This is a genomic window from Streptomyces sp. NPDC015131 (assembly GCF_043079975.1).
In the GTDB taxonomy this organism is placed as follows: Bacteria; Actinomycetota; Actinomycetes; order Streptomycetales; family Streptomycetaceae; genus Streptomyces.
This window is the reverse complement of record NZ_JBIBVB010000005.1, coordinates 516,876-536,863: the sequence shown is the minus strand read 5'-3', so window position 1 is coordinate 536,863 and position 19,988 is coordinate 516,876. Positions and strand designations below refer to the sequence as shown.

General features: G+C 72.1%; 15 protein-coding genes and 1 riboswitch. Of the genes, 5 read left to right on the top strand and 10 right to left on the bottom strand.

What is annotated here, in order from left to right:
* Positions 1-2 precede the first annotated feature (2 nt).
* Genes ACF08D_RS22590 through ACF08D_RS22575 form a run of 4 tightly spaced genes read right to left on the bottom strand, consistent with a single transcriptional unit; the run spans position 3 to position 8,163 of the window.
* Entirely contained in the window at positions 3-1,721 is a 1,719-nt protein-coding gene (locus tag ACF08D_RS22590) for a GAF domain-containing protein (protein ID WP_392224540.1), read from the bottom strand.
* A complete protein-coding gene (gene cydD / locus ACF08D_RS22585; RefSeq protein ID WP_392224539.1) occupies positions 1,718-5,590 on the bottom strand; it encodes a thiol reductant ABC exporter subunit CydD in 3,873 nt (1,290 codons plus the stop codon). Before cydD ends, ACF08D_RS22590 begins: the two co-directional genes overlap by 4 nt.
* Positions 5,591-5,596: 6 nt before the next feature.
* Positions 5,597-6,601 (bottom strand): cytochrome d ubiquinol oxidase subunit II, encoded by a 1,005-nt coding sequence (gene cydB, locus ACF08D_RS22580; protein WP_392224538.1) that lies wholly within the window; start codon positions 6,599-6,601, stop codon positions 5,597-5,599.
* Between the two features lie 35 nt (positions 6,602-6,636).
* Positions 6,637-8,163: a cytochrome ubiquinol oxidase subunit I gene (locus ACF08D_RS22575; RefSeq protein WP_392224537.1), complete on the bottom strand. Its 1,527-nt coding sequence runs from the start codon at positions 8,161-8,163 to the stop codon at positions 6,637-6,639.
* A gap of 197 nt (positions 8,164-8,360) precedes the next feature.
* Here ACF08D_RS22575 and ACF08D_RS22570 point away from each other — a divergent pair, with 197 nt between their 5' ends.
* A complete protein-coding gene (locus ACF08D_RS22570; RefSeq protein ID WP_392224536.1) occupies positions 8,361-8,729 on the top strand; it encodes a cyclophilin-like fold protein in 369 nt (122 codons plus the stop codon).
* A gap of 179 nt (positions 8,730-8,908) precedes the next feature.
* Here the strand turns inward: ACF08D_RS22570 and hisC are convergent, their stop codons facing one another.
* Positions 8,909-9,991 (bottom strand): histidinol-phosphate transaminase, encoded by a 1,083-nt coding sequence (hisC, locus tag ACF08D_RS22565; protein WP_392224535.1) that lies wholly within the window; start codon positions 9,989-9,991, stop codon positions 8,909-8,911.
* A 513-nt stretch (positions 9,992-10,504) separates the two neighbouring features.
* On the opposite strand from hisC, the gene ACF08D_RS22560 reads away from it, so the two are divergent.
* The 3 genes from ACF08D_RS22560 (at position 10,505) to ACF08D_RS22550 (ending at position 13,927) form a co-directional block, all read left to right on the top strand.
* On the top strand, positions 10,505-11,611 hold the full coding sequence (locus tag ACF08D_RS22560) for a LacI family DNA-binding transcriptional regulator (protein ID WP_392224534.1): 1,107 nt from the start codon (positions 10,505-10,507) through the stop codon (positions 11,609-11,611).
* A 215-nt stretch (positions 11,612-11,826) separates the two neighbouring features.
* The gene (locus ACF08D_RS22555) at positions 11,827-12,936 is read left to right on the top strand and encodes a metallophosphoesterase (RefSeq protein WP_392224533.1); all 1,110 of its coding nucleotides are present in this window, start codon (positions 11,827-11,829) and stop codon (positions 12,934-12,936) included.
* A 160-nt stretch (positions 12,937-13,096) separates the two neighbouring features.
* Complete coding sequence (locus ACF08D_RS22550) at positions 13,097-13,927, top strand: hypothetical protein (RefSeq protein WP_392224532.1); 831 nt, start codon at positions 13,097-13,099, stop codon at positions 13,925-13,927.
* Between the two features lie 169 nt (positions 13,928-14,096).
* Here the strand turns inward: ACF08D_RS22550 and thiC are convergent, their stop codons facing one another.
* Positions 14,097-15,878: a phosphomethylpyrimidine synthase ThiC gene (gene thiC, locus ACF08D_RS22545; protein WP_392224531.1), complete on the bottom strand. Its 1,782-nt coding sequence runs from the start codon at positions 15,876-15,878 to the stop codon at positions 14,097-14,099.
* Positions 15,872-16,006: riboswitch (TPP riboswitch) on the bottom strand. Its footprint overlaps the gene before it by 7 nt.
* A gap of 71 nt (positions 16,007-16,077) precedes the next feature.
* Between thiC and ACF08D_RS22540 the strand changes: the two genes are divergently transcribed.
* Positions 16,078-17,421, top strand: a complete 1,344-nt coding sequence (locus tag ACF08D_RS22540; protein WP_392224530.1) for a YibE/F family protein — start codon at positions 16,078-16,080, stop codon at positions 17,419-17,421.
* 138 nt (positions 17,422-17,559) lie between these two features.
* On the opposite strand, the gene ACF08D_RS22535 is transcribed toward ACF08D_RS22540, so the two are convergent.
* The 4 genes from ACF08D_RS22535 to ACF08D_RS22520 form a co-directional block, all read right to left on the bottom strand.
* Positions 17,560-17,994 (bottom strand): SsgA family sporulation/cell division regulator, encoded by a 435-nt coding sequence (locus tag ACF08D_RS22535; RefSeq protein ID WP_392224529.1) that lies wholly within the window; start codon positions 17,992-17,994, stop codon positions 17,560-17,562.
* Positions 17,995-18,143: 149 nt separating this feature from the next.
* Entirely contained in the window at positions 18,144-19,010 is an 867-nt protein-coding gene (locus ACF08D_RS22530) for an IclR family transcriptional regulator (RefSeq protein ID WP_392224528.1), read from the bottom strand.
* Positions 19,011-19,197: 187 nt separating this feature from the next.
* Positions 19,198-19,419, bottom strand: coding sequence for a DUF5326 family protein (locus ACF08D_RS22525; RefSeq protein WP_392224527.1), 222 nt, complete (start codon positions 19,417-19,419; stop codon positions 19,198-19,200).
* Positions 19,420-19,655: 236 nt separating this feature from the next.
* Positions 19,656-19,973 carry a cupin domain-containing protein gene (locus tag ACF08D_RS22520; RefSeq protein WP_392224526.1) on the bottom strand — a complete coding sequence of 106 codons (318 nt, stop codon included), beginning with the start codon at positions 19,971-19,973 and terminating at the stop codon, positions 19,656-19,658.
* Positions 19,974-19,988 lie beyond the last annotated feature (15 nt).

The window sequence follows — 19,988 nt, the reverse complement described above, 5'->3', positions numbered from 1 at the left end:
CGTCACGTACGGGGCTGGAGCGGCGCCTCCCAGATCACCGTCGTACCGCCGCCGTCCTCGCCCAGCCCCGGCCCGCACCGGCTGGAACCACCCAGCGACTCGGCGCGCCGGGCGAGGTTGCGCAGGCCGCTGCGCCGGCCGCCCTCGGGGATGCCGACGCCGTCGTCCGCGACGGTCAGCCGGACCCCGTCCGTGCCGTCCGGGAGCCGGGCCGTGGCGTCCACGACGACCTCGATCCGGTGGGCGCGGGCGTGCCGGAAGGCGTTGGAGAGCGCCTCGCGGAGCGCCGCCACCAGGTTCTTGCCGGTGAGTTCGCCGACCGCCGTGTCCACGGGGCCGGTGAAGCGGTGCGCGGGCGTGAAGCCCAGGGGCACGGCCGCCGTGTTGATCTCCCGCAGCACCCGGGTGCGCAGGCCCGAGGGGGCCTCCGCCGGGCCCTGCTGGAGCGCGAAGACGGCGGTCCGGATCTCCTGGATGGTGATGTCCAGTTCGTCCACGGCCCTCTCCACACCGTCCCTGACCTCCGGCGCGAGGGGTGTGCGCTGGGCGCTCTCCAGCATCATCCCGGTGGCGAAGAGGCGCTGGATGACCAGGTCGTGCAGGTCCCGCGCGATGCGGTCGCGGTCCTCGTACACCGCCAGCCGCTCCCGGTCGCGCTGGGCCTCGGCCATCATCAGCGCCAGGGCGGCCTGGGAGGCGAACTGGGCGGCGAGGACGCGTTCCGTCTCGCTGAACGGGCGGGCGCCCCGGGCGCGCGGGGTGGCGAGCGCGCCGAGGACACGTCCGCCGCTCTTGAGCGGCAGCAGCATGCTGGGCCCGAAGCGCCGCCCCAGGCCGGTGACCATCCGGGGGTCGGTGGCCGCGTCGGCGACGAAGACCGCCTCGCCCGCCAGCAACCGGTCGACCACCGGGCTCTCCGGCGGGACGACCACGCCGAGCACCGCGGACCGGTCGTCGTCCCGGGCCCCGGCCGGGCCGCCGCCGGCAGCCCCGGCGGGCCGTTCGCCGGCGGCGACCGCGACGACCTCCAGGCCCCCGCTGCCGTCGGCGGCGGGCAGCAGGACGATCCCGGCGCGGGCGCCGGCCAGCCTGCGGGCCTGCTCGGCGACGACGGTGAGCGCCTCGTCGGCGTCCCCTCCCGACAGCAGCGCCGTGGTGACGGCCACCGAACCGTCGATCCACCGCTCCCGCTGCCGCGCCGCCTCGTAGAGCCGGGCGTTGCCGAGGGCGATGCCCGCCTCGGTCGCCAGCACCCGCACCAGGTGCAGGTCGTCCTCGTCGAACGCGGCCCCGCCGCGCTTCTCGGCGAGGTAGAGGTTGCCGAAGATCTCGCCCTGGACGCGGATGGGTACGCCGAGGAAGCTGCGCATCGGCGGGTGGCCGGCCGGGAACCCGGCGGCGCGCGGGTCCCCCGTCAGATCGGCGAGCCGGATGGGCCCGGGCTCGCGCAGGAGCGCGCCGAGCAGTCCGGCGCGGCCGTCGGGGCGGCGGCCGATGCGGCGCGCGACCTCCTCGGGAATCCCGTACGTCACGAAGTCCGACAGGCCCTCGCCGTCCTCGGCGACGACCCCGATGGCGGCGTAGCGGGCGTCGGCGAGCCGGGCGGCGGTCTCGCAGATCCGGTCGAGGGTGGAGTGCGGTTCGAGGCCGGTACCGACGGACCGCATGGCGTCCAGCAGGCGCGGGACGCGGGCGGTGAGTGCCGTCGGCAGGTCCGTCATGCCCCGAGCGTAAGCAGCAGGTCCGCCGCACGCTCGCGCTCCAGCATCCGGCGCAGCGGGCCCTCCGCCGCGGCCAGTTCGGCGTACGGTCCGCGCTGCACCGCCCGGCCCTCCTCCAGCACCACGACCTCGTCGACCGCGTCGAGACCGTGCAGCCGGTGCGTGATCAGCACTGTCGTACGCCCCTCGGTGGCCCGCAGCAGGTCGTCGGTGAGCGCGTCGGCCGTGGCCAGGTCCAGGTGCTCGGCCGGCTCGTCCAGCACCAGCACCGGGAAGTCGGCGAGCAGCGCGCGGGCGAGCGAGAGGCGCTGGCGCTGACCGCCCGACAGCTGCGCGCCGTGCTCGCCGACCAGGGTGTCGAGGCCCTCGGGCAGAGCGTCCACCCAGTCCAGCAGCCGCGCCCGGTCCAGCGCGGCGCGCAGGTCGTCGTCGCTCGCGCCCGGCCTGGCCAGCCGCAGGTTCTCGCGCAGTGAGCTGTCGAAGGTGTGCGCGTCCTGGGCGCACAGCCCCACCAGGCGGCGCACCGCGTCACCGTCGAGCCCGGCCGCGTCCACCCCGCCGATCCGGTACGTCCCGTCGCGGGCGTTCAGGAACCGCAGCAGCACCTGGGCAAGCGTGGTCTTGCCGGAGCCGGACACCCCGACGACGGCGACCCTCCGGCCCGCGTCCAGCCGCAGCCCGAACTCCGCGAGCGCGTCCCGGTCCTGGTCCGCGTACCGCGCCGTGATCCCGCGCAGCTCCAGCGGGAACGCCCCGGCGGGCGCGGAGCGCGGCTCCCGCGGTTCGTGTACGGGGACGGGCGCGTCGAGCACCTCGTACACCCGCTCCGCGCCGCGCCGGACGCGCTGGCGGTACTGCACGGCCAGGGGCAGTCCGGCGACCGCCTCGAACGCGGCGAGCGGGGTGAGGACGACCACGGCCAGTTCCACGCCGTCGAGCCGGCCCTCGCGCACCGCCCGGACGCCCACCAGGGCGGCCGCCGCCACGGTCAGCCCGGTGACCAGCGCGATGAGCCCGCCGCCCAGGGCGGTCGCGGCGGCCTGGCGGGTGGCGATCCGGGTGAGCGCACCGTCCGCCGCGCGGGCCCGGTCGAGCCGGCGCGGCAGGGCGCCCGCCACCGTCAGCTCGGCGCAGCCGCGCAGGAGTTCCGCCACCCGTCCGGCCAGCGCCCCGCGCACGGGGGCGAGCCGCTGCTCGGCCCGGCGGGCGACGGCACCGCTGAGCAGCGGTACGGCGACGCCCGCGACGAGCAGCCCGGCCGCCAGGACCGCCCCGGCCTCCGGCAGCAGCCATGCGGTGAAGCCGACGGCCCCGGCGCCCACCACGGCGGCGGCACCGGCCGGGAGCAGCCAGCGCAGCCAGTAGTCCTGGAGGGCGTCCACGTCGGAGACGAGCCGCGCCAGGAGGTCGCCGCGCCGCACCGACCGCAGCCCGGCCGGTGCGATCCGCACCAGCCTGCGGTAGACGGCCACCCGCACCTCGGCAAGCATCCGCAGCACGGCGTCGTGCGACACGAGCCGCTCCGCGTACCGGAAGACGGCCCGCCCGATGCCGAAGGCGCGGGTCGCCGTCACGGCGACCATCAGGTAGAGCACCGGCGGCTGTTCGGAGGCGCGGGAGATCAGCCAGCCGGAGACGGCCATCAGGCCGACGGCCGACCCGAGGGCGAGGCTGCCCAGCAGCAGCGCGAGGACCAGCCGGCCGCGCAGCGCCCCGGCCGTCGCCCGCACCCGCGCGAGCACACCACGCTCCGGAACGCCCGCGCCGCCGGTGCCGCCCGCGCTGTCTGCGCTGCCCGCGCTGCCGATGCCGGTTGCCGCACCGGAGCCGCCGGTGCCGGTGGCCGCACCGGAGCCGTCCGCGCCGCCGGTGCCGGTTGCCTCACCGGAGCCACCGGTGCCGTCCGTCGCGCCGGAGCCGCCGGAGCCACCGGCGCTGCCCGCGCCGCCGGAGCCGGTTGCCGCACCGGAGCCGCCGGTACCGCCGATGCCACCCGCGCCGCCGGAGCCGTCCGTCGCGCCCGCGCCGCCCACCGCACCGGTGCCGTCCGGCCCGGGCGTGGCGGCCGCCTCCCGCGCGCCGTCGGCCCGCTGCGCGCCCTCCGGCTCCTGGGCGTCGCCCGGTATCCGTCGCCGGCCGCCCACGAGGGCGAACGCGGCGTCGAGCGCGTCCACCCCGCGCGGCGCGTCCGCCCCGGCGGCGGCCGGCGCACCGGGGGCGGTGCCCCGCAGGGCGACGACCCGGTCCGCCACGGCGAGCAGCGCCGGACGGTGGACCACCAGCAGAACCGTGCGCCCCCGCGCGAGGCGGCGCACCGCGTCCACCACGGCCGCCTCCGTCTCGCCGTCGAGCGCCGCCGTGGGCTCGTCGAGCAGCAGCAGCGGCCGGTCGGCGAGGAACGCCCGTGCCAGGGCGAGCCGCTGGCGCTGGCCGGCCGACAGACCGGCACCGTCCTCGCCGAGCACCGTCGCGGCGCCCTCGGGCAGCGCGTCCACGAACGCCGACGCGCCGGCGTCCCGCAGCGCCCGCGCCACCGCGTCGTCATCGGCGTCCGGCCGGGCGAGGCGGACGTTCTCCGCGATCGTCCCGGCGAACACGTACGGCCGCTGGGGCACCCAGGCGATCCGCTCCCGCCACCGCTCCAGGTCGATCGCATCCAGGTCGACCCCGCCGAGACGCACCGCACCCCCGTCGCCCGCCGGTGCGGCGAAGCCCAGCACCACGTCCAGCAGCGTGGACTTGCCGGCCCCGCTCGGCCCGGTCAGGGCGACCGTCTCGCCCGGCTCCACCACCAGCGACGCCCGGTCCAGCGACGGCTTGGCGCGCCCGGCGTGCCGTACCGTCACGTCCGCCAGTTCGATCCGTACGGAGGCGGGCTCCTGGCCCCCGCGTCCCCCGGCGGGGGCCGGCGTCTCCAGTACGGCGAAGATCTCCTCCGCCGCCGCCACGCCTTCCGCCGCCGCGTGGTACTGGGCGCCGACCTGCCGCAGCGGCAGATACGCCTCGGGCGCCAGGATCAGGATGACCAGCCCGGTGTAGAGATCCAGGTCGCCGTGGACGAGCCGCATACCGACGCCGACCGCGACCAGGGCGACCGACAGCGTCGACAGCAGCTCCAGCGCGAACGACGACAGGAAGGCGATGCGGAGGGTCCGCAGCGTGGCCTGCCGGTACTCGGACGTGATCGTGCGGATCGACTCCGCCTGCGCCTTGGCGCGGCCGAACACCTTCAGCGTCGGCAGCCCCGCCACCACGTCCAGGAAGTGGCCGGACAGCCGGGACAGCAGCTTCCACTGCCGGTCCATCCGGCTCTGGGTGGCCCACCCGATGAGCACCATGAAGATCGGGATCAGCGGCAGGGTGCCGACGATGATGGCTGCCGAGACCCAGTCCTCGGTGACGATCCGCGCCAGGACGGCCACCGGTACCACCACCGCCAGCCCGAGCTGCGGCAGATAGCGCGCGAAGTAGTCGTCGAGCGCGTCCACCCCCCGGGTGGCCAGCGCCACCAGCGAACCGGTCCGCTGCCCTCTGAGCCACCCCGGACCCAGCTCGGCCGCCCGTTCCAGCAGCCGGCCGCGCAGTTCGGACTTCACCGCCGCGCTGGCCCGGTGGGCCGCCAGCTCGGTCAGCCAGGAGACGGCTCCCCGGCCGGCCGCGACGACGGCCAACAGCGCCAGCGGGGTCACCAGGTCACCGGCGCCCAGGCCGCGCTGGAAGGCGCCCACCACCACCTCGGCGATGAGCATGGCCTGGGCGACGACCAGCGCCGCTCCCAGCACACCCAGCACTACCACCGCCGCCAGGAACAGCCGGGTGGACCGGGCGTACCGGAGCAGTCGCGGGTCGATCGGTTTCACGTGAAACATCCCCTACTAGTGCGCGGCGTCGGCGATGTGCTGCGTACCGATGCGCTTGCGGAAGACCCAGTAGGTCCAGCCCTGGTAGAGCATCACCAGCGGTGCGGCGATCGCCGCGCACCAGGTCATGATCTTCAGGGTGTACGCGCTGGAGGCCGCGTTGCTGACGGTCAGGCTCCAGTCCGGGTTCAGCGAGGACGGCATCACATTCGGGAAGAGCGTCAGGAAGAGCATCGTCACCGCTGCCGCGATGGTGACGCCCGACAGCGCGAACGACCATCCCTCGCGGCCCGCCTTGATCGCCCCGACCGCTCCCAGCAGCGCCACGGCGGCCACCGCCATGGCGACCAGGCTCGTCCCGTCACCGCGCGTGGCCTGGAGCCAGCCGAGGAAGGCCAGCGACAGCACCACGGTGACGGCGCCCAGGCCGAGCGCCAGCTTCCGCGCCCGGACCCGGATGTCGCCGACCGTCTTCAGCGCGGTGAACACCGTGCCGTGGAAGGTGAACAGGGTCAGCGTCACCAGCCCGCCCAGCAGCGCGAACGGGTTGAGCAGGTCGACCAGGGTGCCCACGTACTCCTTCGAGGCGTCGATCCGCAGGCCCCGCACGATGTTCGCGAAGGCGACACCCCACAGGAACGCCGGGATCAGCGACGTCCAGAAGATCGCCTGCTCCCAGTTGTGCTGCCACTTCTCCTCCGGGCGCTTGGCCCGGTACTCGAAGGCGACACCCCGGACGATCAGGCAGACCAGGATGACCAGCAGCGGCAGGTAGAAGCCCGAGAAGAGGGTGGCGTACCAGTCCGGGAACGCGGCGAAGGTCGCCCCGCCCGCCGTGAGCAGCCAGACCTCGTTGCCGTCCCAGACGGGCCCGATGGTGTTGATCAGGACACGCTTCTCGACCCGGTCGCGGGCGAGCAGCTTGGTCAGGACGCCGACCCCGAAGTCGAAGCCCTCCAGGAAGAAGTAGCCCGTCCACAGGAAGGCGATGACGACGAACCAGATGTCGTGGAGTTCCATGCCTCAGCTCCAGTCTCGTACGTGCTCGTACCGGCTCAGTACGAGAAGGCCATGGGCCGGTCGACTTCACGGTCGGGATTCTCCGGGTCCCGGTCGTGGCCGCCGATCCTGGTGGGCGGGTTGAGGTCGGCCTCCGTCAGCTCGGGCGGGCCGGCCTTGACGTACTTCACGAGCAGCTTGACCTCGACGACGGCGAGGATCGCGTACAGCGTCGTGAACACGATCATGGAGATGAGCACCTCGGCCTGGGACACCCCGGGCGAGACCGCGTCACGGGTGCGCAGGACGCCGTAGACCACCCAGGGCTGGCGGCCCATCTCGGTGAAGATCCAGCCCCAGCAGTTGGCGATGAGCGGGAAGGCCAGCGTCCAGAGCGCGACCAGCCAGTAGAGCCTGGTCAGCTTGGGGCTGAGGGCCTTCCGGAAGAGCACCAGGTGGGGCACCTCGTCCTCGCCCACCCGCATCCGGGCGGGCAGCAGGAACCGCTTGCGGGTCAGCCAGAGCCCGAGGAGCCCCAGCGAGAAGGACGCCATACCGAAGCCGATCATCCACCGGAAGCCCCAGTAGGCGACGGGGATGTTGGGCCGGTAGTCGCCGGGGCCGTACTTCTCCTGCAGGGCCTTGTTGGTGTCGTTGATCCCGGGCACGTACGACTCGAAGTCGCTGTGCGCCAGGAACGAGAGCAGGCCCGGGATCTCCACGGCCACCTTGTTGTGGCCCTTGTCGACGTCCCCGACCGCGAAGACCGAGAACGGCGCCGGCTTCTCGCCCTCCCAGAGCGCCTCGGCCGCGGCCATCTTCATCGGCTGCTGCTCGTACATCACCTTGCCGAGGAAGTCACCGCTGATCGCGGTGAACATGCCGCCGATCACCACGGTGACCAGGCCCAGCCGCAGCGAGGTCTTCATCACCGGGATGTGCTTCTTGCGCGCGAGGTGGAAGGCCGCGATGCCGACCATGAAGGCGCCACCGGTGAGGAACGCGGCGGACATGGTGTGGAAGACCTGGGTCAGCGTGGTGTTCTGGGTGAGGACCAGCCAGAAGTCGGTGAGCTCGGCGCGCCCCGTCTTCTCGTTGATCTTGTACCCGACCGGGTGCTGCATCCAGGAGTTGGCCGCCAGGATGAAGTAGGCCGACAGGATGGTGCCGATCGACACCATCCATATGCAGGCCAGGTGGATCTTCTTCGGCAGCTTGTCCCAGCCGAAGATCCACAGGCCGATGAAGGTGGACTCGAAGAAGAAGGCGATCAGCGCCTCGAAGGCGAGCGGCGCCCCGAAGACATCACCGACGAACCGCGAGTAGTCGGACCAGTTCATCCCGAACTGGAACTCCTGCACGATGCCGGTGACCACACCCATCGCGATGTTGATCAGGAACAGCTTTCCCCAGAACTTCGTGGCCCTGAGGTACTTCTCCTTCCCCGTCCGCACCCAGGCCGTCTGGAGACCGGCCGTCAATGCGGCGAGAGAGATCGTCAGGGGAACGAAGAGAAAGTGATAGACGGTCGTGATGCCGAACTGCCACCTCGCCAGCGTCTCTGGCGCCAGAGCCAGGTCCACGTCAGCTTCTCCTTACGGCCTACGTCCTACGGTCCGGACGTCCTCGCTTCGCTCGCCGATTCCGGTGGATCTTGGGAGGAACCCGGCGCGCTTGTGAATGCGTTCACAATCACAAGCTATTATGACTCAAACGAAATCCGTACCGGAAGGCGGGGGGCCTCTTTCGCGAAACTTCAACATCTTGTTGAATTCCGCGCATGCAGATCCGTATCTCCTGGCCCGCCGGCCACCTCACCGCCACACTCGACGAGACCCCCACGAGCAAGGCGCTCGCAGGGGTCCTGCCGATCACGTCCACCGCCCACACCTGGGGCGAAGAGGTCTACTTCGAGACACCCGCCTCGCCACCGCTGGAGTCGGACGCCCGGCAGGTGGTCGAGCCCGGCACGGTGGCCTTCTGGACCGAGGGCGACGCGCTGGCCCTCCCCTACGGCCCCACCCCGATCTCGCGCGGCGACGAGTGCCGCCTGGCGAGCCCCTGCAATGTGCTGGGCCGCGTGGACGGCGACCCCCGCGTCCTCGCCACCGTCCGCTCCGGCGACCCGATCCGCGTCGAACTGGCCTGACACCCGTCCTCCGGACACCCCACCGGGCGGGCGCCCCGCACAGCGACCGCCCGGAGGCCGTGCCCCGCTCAGCAGGACACCCGGAGCCGCTCCTCCCGGAAGGCTGCCGGGCCCTGGAACCGCTCCTCCCGGAAGGCTGCCGGGCCCTGGAACCGCTCCTCCAGGAAAGCTGCCGGAGCCTAGAACCGCTCCTTGCGGAAGGCCTCGGCCGCCCGCAGGAAGATGTCGTTCGCCTCGGACTCGCCGATGGTGACCCGCACGCCCTCCCCGGCGAAGGCCCGCACCACCACGCCCGCCTGCTCACAGGCGGCGGCGAAGTCCACGGTCAGCTCACCCAGCCGCAGCCAGACGAAGTTCGCCTGGGTCTCCGGGACCGTCCAGCCCTGACCCACCAGCCCCTCGGACACCCGCTGCCGCTCGCAGACCAGGGACCCCACCCGGCCCAGCAGCTCGTCCTCCGCGCGCAGCGAGGCGACGGCCGCGTCCTGGGCGAGCTGGCTCACACCGAACGGCACGGCGGTCTTGCGCAGGGCGGCCGCCACCGGCTCATGGGCGATCGCGAAGCCGACCCGCAGCCCGGCCAGCCCGTACGCCTTGGAGAAGGTGCGCAGCACGGCGACGTTCGGCCGCCGCCGGTAGATCTCCACCCCGTCCGGCACCTCGGTGTCGCGGATGAACTCGCGGTAGGCCTCGTCCAGCACCACCAGCACGTCGGACGGCACCCGGTCGAGGAACCGTTCCAGCTCCGCCCGGCGCACCACGGTGCCGGTGGGGTTGTTGGGGTTGCAGACGAAGATCAGCCGCGTCCGGTCGGTGATCGCGTCGGCCATCGCGTCCAGGTCGTGCACGTCTCCGGGCGTCAGCGGCACCTGGACCGGCGTGGCCCCGCTGACCTGCGTGATGATCGGGTACGCCTCGAAGGACCGCCACGCGTAGACGACCTCGTCACCGGGGCCGGACGTGGCCTGGACGAGCTGCTGCGCCACGCCCACCGAACCGGTGCCGGTGGCCAGGTGCGTCACGGGCACCCCGAAGCGCTCGGCGAGTTCGTTCATCAGCCCCGTGCAGGCCATGTCCGGGTAGCGGTTGAAGGCGGAGGCGGCGGCCAGCGCGCTCTCCATCACCCCGGGCAGCGGCGGATAGGGGTTCTCGTTGGAGGACAGCTTGTACGCGACCGGTCCCTCGGCCGCGGCGGGCTTGCCCGGCTTGTAGGTGGGGATGCCGCCCAGTACGGCGCGCAGCTTCGGGCTCGTCTCGCTCACTTGGGTCCTCCTCGACCGACGTACCACCAATACTGCTCACCCTATGAGGATTCCGCCGCGCTGCGAATGGCCGATTGCCACCAGTCCCGCGCCACCCCGGCCGACCGCGCCGCGCCGGTGCCTCCCCCGCAACCGATACGCCCCGGAGCACCCCACCGCGTACCCTTCGCACACCTTCGCCCCCTCTGCGCGCCCCCTCCGCTCCCTCCCCGTGCACCTCTCGTGCCACCGTTCATGCCGCCCGCGTAAGAACAGGGGCGCTCGCCCGCGATTTGCGCGCCCCTGGCTCGCGCCGTGGCGCGCGTCCCCCGTAGAGGTGAGTTGAGACCTCACCGAAACCGCGCCCATGTGGCAGGTCCATGCGTGCCGACGACAGATGGCGAAAGGGTTTTTCCCCCAACAGCCTTGCAATCCCTGGGGATCAGGGGGTGGCGACCGTGCAGAATCGTGCCTGTCAACGCGTGAATATGCGAACGGCTCTACCGCCCGCAGTCGCCCTACTATCGGCTCGCCATGACAGCAGCAGGGAAGCACCAGGTGAGCCGGGCACAGACCCGGGGAAGCCGGCAAGGGCGCGCGGGCATCCGGGATGTGGCCGCCGCAGCCGGGGTCTCCATCACGACTGTCTCCGACGCGCTCAACGGCAAGGGCCGGCTCCCGGACGCCACCCGCCGCCATGTCCGCGAGGTCGCCGACCGGCTGGGCTATCGCCCGTCGGCCGCGGCCCGCACGCTCCGTACCGGCAAGTCCGGCCTCATCGGCCTGACCGTGACGACCTACGGGGATGAACCTTTCACCTTCACCGAGTTCGCGTACTTCGCCGAGATGGCCAGGGCCGCCACCTCCGCCGCGCTCGCCCGCGGCTACGCCCTGGTCATCCTGCCCGCCACCTCCCGCCATGACGTCTGGTCGAACGTCGCCCTCGACGGCACCGTCGTCATCGACCCCTCCGACCACGACCCGGTGGTCACCGAGCTGGTCCGGCAGGGCCTGCCCGTCGTCTCGGACGGCCGCCCGGCCGGCACCCTCCCGGTCACCGCCTGGGTGGACAACGACCACGAGGCCGCCGTCCTCGATCTGCTCGACCACCTCGCCGACGCCGGCGCCCGCCGGATCGGCCTGCTCACCGGCACCACCACCGACACCTACACCCGCCTGTCCACCACCGCGTACCTCAACTGGTGCGAGCGCGTCGGGCAGGACCCGGTCTACGAGGCGTACCCCGCCCACGACCCCTGTGCCGGGGCCGTCGCCGCCGACCGGTTACTGGCCCGCCCGGACCGCCCCGACGCGGTCTACGGGCTGTTCGACCCCAACGGGACCGACCTACTGGCGGCGGCCCGCCGCTACGGCCTGCGCGTACCCGACGACCTGCTGCTGGTGTGCTGCAGCGAGTCGACCGTGTACGCCGCCACGGAACCGCCCATCACCACCCTCTCCCTCAAGCCGCGCCGGATCGGCACCGCGGTCGTCCAGCTCCTGATCGACGCGATCGAGGGCATCGACGCCGACCGGCCCGTCGAGCAGGTGATACCGACCGAGCTGATCGTCCGGACGTCCTCGCAGCGGCGGCCCCCGCGGACGACCGTCAGCCCGCCCCGGTCCCCGTCACAGCAGTGACCGGGGTGTGACGCCGGGGGCGACCGGTACCGCCTCCGGTCAAGCCCACGGGCAAAATTCCCCAATTGGGGGCCAATCGGCCGGTGAACCCGGGGAGCACCCGGATTCACCACCCCTGGTGCGTCACAGAGCACAACGCTCATTCCTATGATGGGCGGACGACACCGCGGACCGCCCCGACCAGGCCGGTCCGCCAGGTGTAGGGCGTCGCGACGGTGGTGGAGGGGTCGATGACTCAGGGGGCCGGTCAAGGACCCGTGGTGCGGACGGCGACGTTGCGCGACTTCCGCGTACCGCCGTACGCCCAGGTGCCCGTGCAGAGTCATTCCGTGCACGCCGCCCACCCGGGGAACGCGTTCCCCGAGGGCGAGCTGCCGGAGGGCTACACGCCGACCGAGCGCGACCTGCCGGTGATCAACCGCGGGGACACCGTCCAGGTGACCGTCGACCCCGAGCAGAGCGCCCCCGAGCAGGTGCCGGCCGCCGCTCCCGCCGCCGAGGGCGGCCCCGGCCCGCTGTACGTGGTGGGCGATGTCCATGGCTACCTGGACGAACTGCTCGCCGCCCTGCACCAGCAGGGGCTGATCGACTCCGAGGGTCACTGGGCCGCCGGCAACGCCCGGCTGTGGTTCCTCGGCGACTTCACCGACCGGGGCCCCGACGGGATCGGCGTCATCGACCTGGTCATGCGGCTGTCCGCCGAGGCCGCCGCCGCCGGCGGCTACTGCAAGGCGCTGATGGGCAATCACGAACTGCTGCTCATCGGGGCCAAGCGGTTCGCGGACACCCCGGTCAACTCCGGCGCGGGGACGGCCACCTTCCAGGCTGCCTGGCTGCTCAACGGCGGTCAGAAGAGCGACATGGACCGCCTCCAGGACGTCCACCTCCAGTGGATGTCCCGGCTCGACGCCGTGGTGGAGGAGGACGGCCACCTCCTGGTGCACTCCGACACCACCGCCTACCTGGACTACGGCTCCACCGTCGAGGACGTCAACGACACGGTCCACGAGATCCTCACCCGCAACGACGCCGACGAGTGCTGGGACCTGTTCCGGAAGCTGACCAAGCGGTTCGCCTTCCGGGACGACGGCGGCTCCACGGCGGTCCGGGAGCTGCTCGCGGCCTACGGCGGTGAGCGCATCGTCCACGGCCACAGCCCGATCCCCTACCTCCTGGGCGAAGTCGGCTCCGAGGACGGCGAGGACGGCGGCGGCCCCTCGGTGGAGGGTCCTCACGTCTACGCGGACGGGCTGGCCATCGCGATGGACGGCGGAGTGACCATGGCCGGAAAGCTGCTGGTCGTCCAGCTCCCGCTGCCCGACTAGAGCGTGACGCAGCGCAGTCGGGCACGTCGATTTCCGGAAATCCTCTGTCACCCCTTGCCGCGGCACCTCTACCATCGGTACTTCCGTAGCAGGCTCTCCTCCGTTTCTGCCCGACTGCCCGTTCCACACGGGTAGACAGGGCCCCACGGAGCATCGGGGGATGCACATGAAAAGCGCTCCGCACCTGCTGACCGAGGACCGCGCCGAGTACGAGCGCATCCTCGACGAGGCGCTGCGCACCGCGCACGACCGTCCGGATCTCGCCGGGATCGGGCAGCGGCTCAACACCGAGCAACTGCGCACCATGGCCCTCAACGCGACAGCGCTGATCGCCGCGGCGGCCGCCGCGGAGTACGACCACTTCGTCACCGTGCGCGCCGACGCCCGCAGACCCGTGGGGGTCATCGACTCCGTGCTCGGCCCACCCGACGAGGTGGGCGGTCCGGGAGCCGGCGCCGGTGTGGTCGTCACCGTCCTGGCACCGGTGCTCGCGGGCACGGCGGCGGTCATCTTCCTGCTCGTCGGATACGTGCTGAAGGCGCTGGACCCGCCCCCCGCGTTCGCGGACTCGCTGCTGGCGGCCGGCTGGTTCTTCGGGGCCGTGACGGCGGCGAGCATCCTGGCCGCCGCGATCGGGCTGCTGATCGCGGCCCGCCGCAACAGTGCCACCCAGGTCCCGGCCCAGGAGCCGGGCGGTGACCTGCCCGACGAAGTGGCCCGGGCGCGGGAGGCATGGCGGCACGCCCTGCTGGAGCGGGGCATCCTGCCGTTCCTGCGCGAGGCCCTGGCGGACCCGGAAGCGGACCCCCATCCGGCGGCCCCGCCGCGCCACTTCGGCCGGCTCCCGAAGGTGGGCTACAGCGGCCCGGAGTTCTCCAGCCCCAGCGAGGGCGAGGCACGGCCCCGCCCGGCGTTCACCAGTCCGGACTTCACCAGCCCGGACTTCGGCGGCCCCGAGCACCGGCCGGACCCCGAACCCCAACCGGACTAGGGCCCGCAGCTGCGGGCCCCCTGCCGGCCGGCCCGCCCACGGGATCCCGGCCGGCTCGCCCACGAGATCCCAGCCGACTCGCCCGCGGGGTCCCGCCGCGCGGTCCGGGCTGTTTCACGTGGAACGAACGCATGTTTCACGTGAAACAGCCCTCGCGGACGGATGTGGTTCAGTCCGCCATCGGCAGATAGACCCGGTTGCCGGCCGCGGCGAACTCCGCGGACTTCTCCGCCATCCCGGCCTCGATCTCCTGCTCCTTGAGGTCGCCCCCGTGCTCCCGCCGGATGTCCTGCGAGATCTTCATCGAGCAGAACTTCGGGCCGCACATCGAGCAGAAGTGCGCCGTCTTGGCGGGCTCCGCCGGAAGCGTCTCGTCGTGGAACTCCCGCGCCGTGTCCGGGTCCAGCGCCAGGTTGAACTGGTCCTCCCAGCGGAACTCGAACCGGGCGTCCGACAGGGCGTCGTCCCACTCCTGTGCGCCCGGGTGCCCCTTCGCCAGGTCCGCGGCGTGCGCGGCGATCTTGTACGTGATGACGCCGGTCTTCACATCGTCCCGGTTCGGCAGACCCAGGTGTTCCTTGGGCGTGACGTAGCAGAGCATCGCGGTGCCCCACCAGGCGATCATGGCCGCGCCGATGCCCGAGGTGATGTGGTCGTAGGCCGGGGCCACATCGGTGGTCAGCGGGCCGAGCGTGTAGAACGGCGCCTCCTCGCAGATCTCCTGCTGGAGGTCGATGTTCTCCTTGATCTTGTGCATGGGGACGTGCCCCGGGCCCTCGATCATGGTCTGGACGTGGTGCCGCTTGGCGATCTGGTTCAGCTCACCGAGCGTCCGCAGCTCGGCGAACTGCGCCTCGTCGTTGGCGTCCGCGATCGAACCGGGCCGCAGCCCGTCGCCGAGCGAGTACGTCACGTCGTACGCGGCGAGGATCTCGCACAGCTCATCGAAGTTCTCGTAGAGGAACGACTCCTTGTGGTGCGCCAGGCACCACGCGGCCATGATCGAGCCGCCCCGGGAGACGATGCCGGTCTTGCGGCGGGCGGTCAGCGGCACATACCGCAGCAGCACACCGGCGTGGACGGTCATGTAGTCCACGCCCTGCTCGGCCTGCTCGATGACCGTGTCCTTGTAGATGTCCCAGGTCAGCTCCTCGGCCTTGCCGTCGACCTTCTCCAGGGCCTGGTACAGCGGCACGGTGCCGATCGGCACGGGGGAGTTGCGCAGCACCCATTCACGGGTGGTGTGGATGTTGCGGCCGGTGGAGAGGTCCATGACCGTGTCGGCACCCCAGCGGGTCGCCCAGGTCATCTTCTCCACCTCCTCCTCGATCGAGGAGGTGACCGCCGAGTTGCCGATGTTGGCGTTGACCTTCACCAGGAACCGCTTGCCGATGATCATCGGCTCGATCTCCGGGTGGTTGACGTTCGCCGGCAGGACCGCGCGGCCGGCCGCGATCTCCTCGCGCACCACCTCGGGGGAGACGTTCTCGCGGAGCGCGACGTACTCCATCTCCGGTGTGACCTCGCCCCGGCGGGCGTAGGCGAGCTGCGTCACCGCCTGGCCGTCCCGGCCCCGGCGCGGCTGGCGCGGGCGGCCGGGGAACACGGCGTCGAGGTTGCGCAGCCCGCCGCGCGGCGAGGTGTGCTTGATCCCGTCGTCCTCGGGGCGGACCGGACGGCCCGCGTACTCCTCCGTGTCCCCCCGCCCGATGATCCAGTTCTCCCGGAGCGGGGGCAGACCACGGCGGACGTCGGTCTCGACGTTCGGGTCGGTGTACGGCCCGGACGTGTCGTACAGCGTCACGTCCTTGCCGTTGGTGAGGTGCACCTTGCGGACCGGCACCCGGAGGTCGGGGCGCGAGCCCTCGACGTACCCCTTATGCCATCCGATGGACTTCCCGGCCTCGTCGTTCTGGTTCGAGGCAGGCGTGCGTGCGTCCTGAACGGTCATCGTGACCTACTCCCTACGCCGGCATTACCCGGTAACAGGTTCGGCGGTCGACGCAGCGGTCTCCGTACCCCTCGTACGGATGTCAGCGCCCTCTCAGCCCGGTGCTCCGAGCTCCCGCGTGTACAAATGTGCCACCACGCTAGCGCCCTCCCGGCCACGCTGAACAGAGGGCCCCTGCCGTTCTTGCGATGATCGGTCGGTGACTTCTTCGCAGCAGCCCCCCGAGCCGACCGGACAGGCACATGGTCATACGCCGAACCATGCCCATGCGCACGTCCACAGTCATGGCCCCGCCGCGCCGGTCTCCCGGCACCTGCGCAAGGTCATCGCCGCGGTCCTGATCCCCTTCGCCACGGCCGTCCTGGTGGGGCTCGCCGTCCTCTGGCCCGGTGGCGCACCGGCCCACGAGCGCACCGGGGTCGGCTTCGACCGGCAGACCGAGCAGGGCACGGTGGTCCGGGTCGACCGGGTCGACTGCAAGGACGTCAACGCCGCGCAGGTCCCGCCGACCGGCGACACGACCACCCCCGAGGGGCGCGAGGCGGTCAACGCCCAGCAGGGGCAGTGCGCCAAGGCCACGGTGGAGGTCACCACCGGCAAGGACAAGGGCCGCACCTTCGTCGAGGTCGTCCAGCCCGACGCCCCCCGCCAGCTGGAGGAGGGCCAAGGAGTGGTGGTGGCCTACGCGCCCGACGCCCCCCGCGACCTCCAGTACTCGGTCACCGATGTGAACCGCAAGGTGCCGATGCTGCTGCTCGCGGGCATCTTCGCGCTGGCGGTGGTGGCCGTGGGACGGATGCGCGGGGTGATGGCCCTGGTGGCGCTCACGGTGAGCTTCGCCGTCCTGACGCTGTTCATCCTGCCCGCCATCCTCCAGGGCTCGAACCCGCTGCTGGTGGCGGTGGTCGGATCGAGCGCCATCATGCTGATCGCGCTCTACAGCTGTCACGGCCTGACGGCGCGCACCTCGGTGGCCGTGCTCGGGACGCTGATCTCGCTGCTGCTGATCGGGCTGCTCGGCTCGCTGTTCATCGACTGGGCCTCACTCACCGGCAACACCGACGACAACACGGGCCTCATCCACGGCCTGTACCCGAACATCGACATGTCCGGCCTGCTGCTGGCCGGGGTCATCATCGGTTCGCTCGGTGTCCTGGACGACGTGACGGTGACGCAGACCTCGGCGGTGTGGGAGCTGCGCCAGGCGGACCCCACCATGGGGCCGCGCGCCCTGTACCGCGCCGGTATCCGGATCGGCCGCGACCACATCGCCTCGGTGGTGAACACCCTCGTCCTCGCCTACGCGGGCGCGGCGCTGCCCCTGCTGCTGCTCTTCTCGATCGCGCAGAGCAGTGTGGGGACGGTCGCCAACAGCGAGCTGGTCGCGGAGGAGATCGTACGGACCCTCGTGGGGTCGATCGGCCTCGTGGCCTCGGTGCCGGTCACCACCGCGCTGGCCGCCCTGGTGGTCTCGGCCGACCGGCCGGACCGGGCGGCACCGGCTCCGGTACGCGGCGGCAGGGGCCGGCGGCGCAAGAAGTAGCCCGCGGTACGAGGAGAACCGGCCGCCCGAAGGACCCGGCCCGCCACCCGTCACGCGCCGGGCACCCGTCACGCGCCCGGCACCCGTCACGCGCCCGCCACCCGCCACGTGCCCGGCGCCGTCCACCGCGCACCCGTCTCAGCCGGCGTTCTCCTCGGCGAGGATCCGGCCCAGGGCCTCCTCCAGGTAGTCCTCGAAGTCACCGAGCGCCCGCTCCTGCCCCAGCGGCACCAGCTTGTCCGTACGGTCGAGGAAGGCCACGAGGGGCGGCGCGCTCGACCGGAACAGCGCCCGGTCGGCCCCGACCTGGAGCCGGATGCTGACGTCGGCGAGGTCCTCGGGGCCGGTGGGCGCGATGTGCACATCGCCGTCGCCGGAGGGCCCGTTGATGCCGTCGAGCAGCAACTCCCTGCCGAAGGCCCAGGTCACCGGCGCGTCACCCGGCAGGTGAAACGTCATCCGGACGGCGAACGGATCTCTCGTCTCGTACCCCAGCTCGACCGGAATCCGGAAGGAGAGCTCCTCCGAGACGACGAAGCTCATCAGGACCTCGGCTTGAACCGACTCGCGCATCTGTACCCCGCAATGGCTGAAAGCAGTGGTGAACAACGGCTGATGAAGATCGGTGAGAAAAGCGGCGGGTAAATCGGCCGGTAATGATCCGTGCCGGCCTCTTGACGCAATCGTCCTGTACGCACTACAGGATCACAAGGAGTGATTTTTCAGATACTGATAGACAACGCAACCGAGTTGACGAGGTTCCCCACCTCCCGGCGCAGCCGGTCCACCGTGGGCAGCAACCGGTGCTCCTGGCAGGAGGGCACGGAAATGGCCAAGGTCGCGGCGGCGGAACCCGCCGAGAGGGGGATGGCCGCGCAGACCGTGCCGAGCGCGTATTCCTGCCGCTCCACCACAGGTCGCACCTGGTCGGCGCCCCTGAGCCTGCTGAGCCGGCCGAGCAGCGCCCCCTCGTCACGGACGGTGTACGGCGTGATCGGCCGCACCGGATGGCGGTCCAGGTGGTCCTGGCGGGCGGGCTCGTCGAGCTGGCTCAGCAGGCACTGGCCGATGGCGTGGGCATGGCCCGTCGCACGGAAGTCGGCCCACTCGTCGACGGCGGGTGCCCCGGGCGTGTCGGACACGGAGACGATCTCGATCTCCCCGTCGCGGTAGACGGCGAAGTACACCGGCACACCGAGGGTGTCGCGCCAGTGCGCCAGCGAGCTCTCGATCTTGCTGCGACGATTCTGCAGTGCTCCGCCGCGCACCAGCCGCTCCACCGCGTCACCGAGGACGAACACCCCGCCCTCCCGGCGCAGATAGCCCTCGTGGGTGAGGGTGCGCAGCAGGTGGTACGCGGTCGGCAGCGGCAGCCCCGCCTCCCGGGCCAGTTGCTTGGCGGGCGCGCCGTCGGCGTGCGACCCCACCGCCTCCAGCAGGCGCAACGCCCGCTGTACGGACCCGATCAGGGTCGGCCGGGGACCGGCGGGAGACGCGGGGGCGGGGACGGACGCGGAGACGGGGGCGGAGACGGGGGCGGGAAAGCCGGCACTACGGGGAGGGCCGGCGGAGTGCGGTGCCGTGGCCATGGTCACCCCCAGGCGTTTCGCCCAGTGCAGCCGTACGAACCGCTGGCAGGGCGTTGGGAAACCCCTGGATTCCAAGGGCAGCGGAGACTCGCCACTCTAATGGCAGGCTCCGGCCGGGGTGAGGTTTCGCCCGGGGGGTTCCCCCTGGCGGGCTAATGCCCGCGCGCGTGGCCGGTGGGGCCGGGGGTCACCAGTCGCCGCGTGACGACGAGGACGACATGAACTTCCGTACGACGTAGATGAGTCCGCCGACGAGCACGGCGAACAGCAGCACCTTGAACAGCAGGCCGATCAGCAGGCTGAGCACCGTACCGATCAGGCTGCCGAAGACCACCAGCACGACGACCGGTATGGCGACCCACTTCACCCACCAGGGCATGCCCGCGAGAATGTTCCGAACCGCCGCCATCGTCCTACCTCGTCTCGTGACACTGCTCTCATGACACCGACTGCCCTTGCTCACCGTCGATGCTAGGCGCAGGGGAGCCCATGGCGGGCCGCCCGGACCCCCCGCTCTCCCCTGATCCGTCCCCTAGGGACCGCCCGGGACCGCCCGGGATGGCCCGGAACCAGCGGGCGGACCGGCGGGCGGGACCGGCGGGCGGGACCGGCGGGCGGGACCGGCGGGCGGGACCGGCGGGCCGGTCAGCCCTCGGGAGGGGAGAAGACCACCATCACCCGCAGGTCCTCGGTGACATGGTGGAACTTGTGCGGCACCCCGGCCGGCACGTACACCACGCTGCCCCGCCCCACCTGGGTCGTCTCCGTGCCCACCGTGATCGCGGCGCGCCCGCTCACCACGAAGTAGACCTCGTCCTCCTTGTGCGGCTGCTGCGGATCGAGCCGGCCGGCATCGAGCGCGTACAGGCCCACCGACATGTTCCGCTCGCGCAGGAACTGGAGGTACGCCCCGTCGTTGGCGACGCGCTCCGCCTCCAGTTCGTCCAGCCGGAATGCCTTCATCGTCCGTCCGCCCCT